This window comes from Deltaproteobacteria bacterium HGW-Deltaproteobacteria-6, from assembly GCA_002840435.1.
GTDB lineage: Bacteria > Desulfobacterota > Syntrophia > Syntrophales > Smithellaceae > UBA8904.
The window spans coordinates 1-3,875 of the sequence record PHAT01000027.1; the positions used below are offsets into that span (position 1 = coordinate 1).

General features: G+C 52.0%; 2 protein-coding genes. Both read left to right on the top strand.

Annotated elements, in window-relative coordinates:
• Window positions 1-1,411, top strand: a 1,411-nt coding sequence (locus CVU71_18545) for a penicillin-binding protein (GenBank protein ID PKN16773.1), incomplete at its 5' end; no start/stop codon positions are given.
• An 8-nt stretch (window positions 1,412-1,419) separates the two neighbouring features.
• Window positions 1,420-3,875, top strand: a 2,456-nt coding sequence (locus tag CVU71_18550; protein ID PKN16774.1) for a UDP-N-acetylmuramoyl-L-alanyl-D-glutamate--2,6-diaminopimelate ligase, incomplete at its 3' end; no start/stop codon positions are given.

Sequence of the window (3,875 nt, forward strand, 5' to 3'; positions counted from 1 at the left end):
GGCCAGAGATGCCAAAGGGAAAAAACTTTTCCTGCATGTGGAGCGCGATCGATTCCCCAAAGATGAGGGTGCGAATCTGGTTCTGACCATCGACAGCCGAATGCAGAACCTCGTGGAAACTCATCTGAGGGAGGCGGTGCTGGATAAAGGTGCGAAAGGCGGTATCGCGATTGTTATGGATCCGAAAACGGGCGAGATCCTGGCCATGGCCAATGAGAAAGGATTCAATCCCAACAACATCAAAGGGCTGAAGCCGGATTTGTGGCAAAACCGGGCGATCACGGAATCCTTTGATCCCGGTTCAACCTTTAAACCTTTTCTTGTTGCCGCCGCCCTGGAAGAAAAACTGGTCAGCGAGTCAGACATGTTTTATTGCGAAAACGGACAGTATGCTGTTGCCAACCGTGTGATTCGTGAAGCCAACCGGAAGCGCCACGGTTATTTGGCCGTTCGCGATATCCTGAAGTATTCGAGTAATATCGGTTCTGCAAAGATTGCGGAAAAACTCGGCAGTGAAAAATTTTATGCCTACATTAAAAATTTTGGTTTTGGATCCAGAACGGGAATCGATTTGTCCGGTGAGGCAGCCGGGTTGTTGAGGCCCGCGAAGAGCTGGACCAGGGTGGATACGGCAAACATCGGTTTCGGTCAGGGTATTTCGGTTACGGCCATTCAGCTGATTACCGCCATGTCTGCAATTGCCAATGATGGCGTTTTGATGAGGCCCCGCATTGTGCGCGGCTTGACGGATAAAAATAACAACCCGATTAAAATGTATGCGCCGGAAATGGTTCGCCGGGTTGTTTCTCCTGAAACGGCAAAACGCATGTCTGTGATGTTGACGCAGGTAGTCGGTGCCGAAGACGGCACCGGGAAGAGGGCTCATATTGTCAATGTGGCTGTTGCCGGCAAAACCGGGACTGCACAGAAATTTGATTTTGCGCGGGGTGTGTATTCGTCGGAAAGAGTTCGTACCTCTTTCATCGGATTTTTCCCTTCCGAAAACCCGCAGGTTGTCATTGTGGTTATTCTGGACGAACCGCAGCGCGACAAGTGGGGCGGTGTGGCCGCCGCGCCGGTTTTTAAAAATATCAGCGAACAGATTCTCAACTGCTACAAGACAAACATTCGTAAAACACCGGAGTTTGAACCACAGGAGACCCAGAATTTACAGCTGGTAACGGCGGACAGTTCCCTGATCGATGACGTGATCGAAGATCCGCTTGATGATGAATCCAGAATGCCGGATTTTAAAGGGTTGACCATTCGGGAGGCATTGAAACTGGCGAAAACCAGATCGATCGATTTGCACGTTTCGGGCAGCGGCTGGGCTGTCCAACAGGTGCCGTCCGCCGGATCGATTTTAGGTAATGAACGTGTATGTAAAATTGAATTTACAATGAACAATTAGAAGGAATGATGGAACTGCGACAACTACTAAAAGGCGTTGATGTCATCGAACACACAGCCGATCAGATCGGCGACGTGTCATCGGTTTGTTATGCCGCAGATCAATGCAAAAGTGGTTCTCTTTTCGTTGCAATCCAGGGGCTTGTTCATGATGGCCACGATTTTATCAGGCAGGCTCTCGATAACGGCGCACGTTTCATTGTTCATCAAAAAGATATCCATGTGCCCGATGGGGTCATGGCAATCCGCGTACCCGACAGCCGGCGTGCGCTGGGCCAGCTGGCAAAGAACTATTTTGGCGATCCTTCTTCCCGGTTGACGCTTATCGGCATAACCGGGACCAGCGGGAAAACTACCGTTGCCTACCTGCTGGAATCCATCCTGACTGCCGCCGGATTCAGCTGCGGTGTTCTGGGGACCGTCAATTACCGTTACAATGGCAAGACCATACCGGCGCCAAACACCACGCCCGAATCTTTTGAAATGCAAAAAATCCTGAGCGAGATGCTCACCTCCGGTGTGACGCATGTGATTGCCGAAATATCTTCGCATGCGCTGGATTTAAGGAGGGTTGACGATTGCGCTTTCGACCTCGGCATTTTCACCAATCTCAGCCCGGAACACCTGGATTACCATCATGACATGGAAGATTACTTCCGCGCCAAAAAAAGATTTTTTACCGAGATCCTGCCGCAAAGCAAAAAAAGCAGTCCGCGAAAAATGGTGATCAACCGCGACGATCCCTGGGGGCGAAGGCTGTTTGGCGAAATCGGGATGTCCGCGCTGTCCTATGGCTTGGAAAAAGGGAATGAGACGACGGTTGAAAGCGAGGAAATAACACTGGAAGGCATCAAGGCGTTGATCAGTCTGTCCGGGAGGAAAATAGCCGTGACGTCCAGGCTCATCGGCAGATTCAACCTGTCCAATATTCTGGCCGCCGCCGCCGCCGCTTCCGCCCTCGGCGTAGCGCCTTCCGCTACGGAGGCGGGAATTAATCATATGTCCCTGGTGCCAGGGCGTCTGGAAAGAATCGATTCGACGGCCGGTGTCCATGTTTTTGTCGATTACGCGCACAAGCCTGATGCGTTAAAACAGGTGCTGCAGAATTTAGACAAACTCAAACAAAAAAGAATATTGACTGTTTTTGGCTGCGGTGGTAATCGCGACCGCGCCAAGCGACCCCTGATGGGTGAAACGGCGTCCCGTTATAGTAACCTGACAATACTGACTTCCGACAATCCGCGCAAAGAAGAGCCGCTTGCGATTATCGGTGAGATTGAGGCGGGGATCGACCGGCAAAAGACCGTGAAGATCTCGCCCGATCATCCGGAACTGCCTCAAGACATGAACGCCTATATGGTGATTGCGGACAGGAAGTCCGCCATCACTGCTGCGGTCAATCTGGCCGAAGCCGGGGATATTGTGCTGATTGCCGGCAAAGGCCATGAAGACTATCAGATTTTCGGAACAAAAAAAATTCCGTTCGATGACCGGATTGTCGCTAAACAGGCACTCCTTTCCAGGGAGGATGATCCTTCGGAGGCTGCATCCCCGGTGTTTTCCCTGGAGGAGGTTCTGGCATCGACCGGCGGACGCCTGATTTCGGGACAAGGGGGGAAAACGATTTGCGGTATTTCCACCGACTCCAGAAACATTGAACAGGGGAACCTTTTCATTGCTCTTCAGGGAGAGAATTTTGACGGCCATGCTTTTGTGCAAAAGGCGGTGGATGCCGGGGCTGCCGGTGTAATCGTTCACGACATCAGCAGGATAAATCCGGAAGCAGCAGGGAGATCTGCCTGTGTTGTTGAAGTGAAAGACACCTTGAAGGCGCTGGGTGATCTGGCGCAGGCGTACCGCAGGCGTTTTTCCTTTCCTGTGGTCGGGCTGACCGGTTCGTCCGGTAAGACGACCACCAAGGAAATGCTGTCATGCATTCTCCGGCTGGAAAGAAAAGTTCTCACGACGGAGGGGAACTTTAATAATCTGATCGGCCTGCCGCACACCATTTTTCGAATGACTGGCCGGCACGAAATAGCCGTCCTGGAGATGGGAACCAATACGCGGGGTGAAATCAGGAGATTAACGCAAATTGCCGAGCCGGATGTCGGGGTGATCACCAATGTCGGTCCCGCACATCTGGAAGGATTTGGCACCGTGGATGTCGTAGGTGAGGAAAAAGGAGATTTATTTTTCAATATGCGTCCTTCGGGCACCGCAGTGGTCAATCTTGACGATGAAGCGGTGTGTCGGGTGGCCGATCGATGGTCCGGCCGCCGCGTCACATTCAGCATGAGCGCCAGTGCCGATGTCAGCGTCGGCGATATCAGGAAAAACGGAGCGAAAGGAACGACATTCAATCTTCTGATTAATGGCGGGGCATACAAAGTGGACATGAAAGTGGCAGGCCTGCACAATATCTACAATGCGATGGCTGCCGCAGCAACCGCCATTGCCTGTGGAAT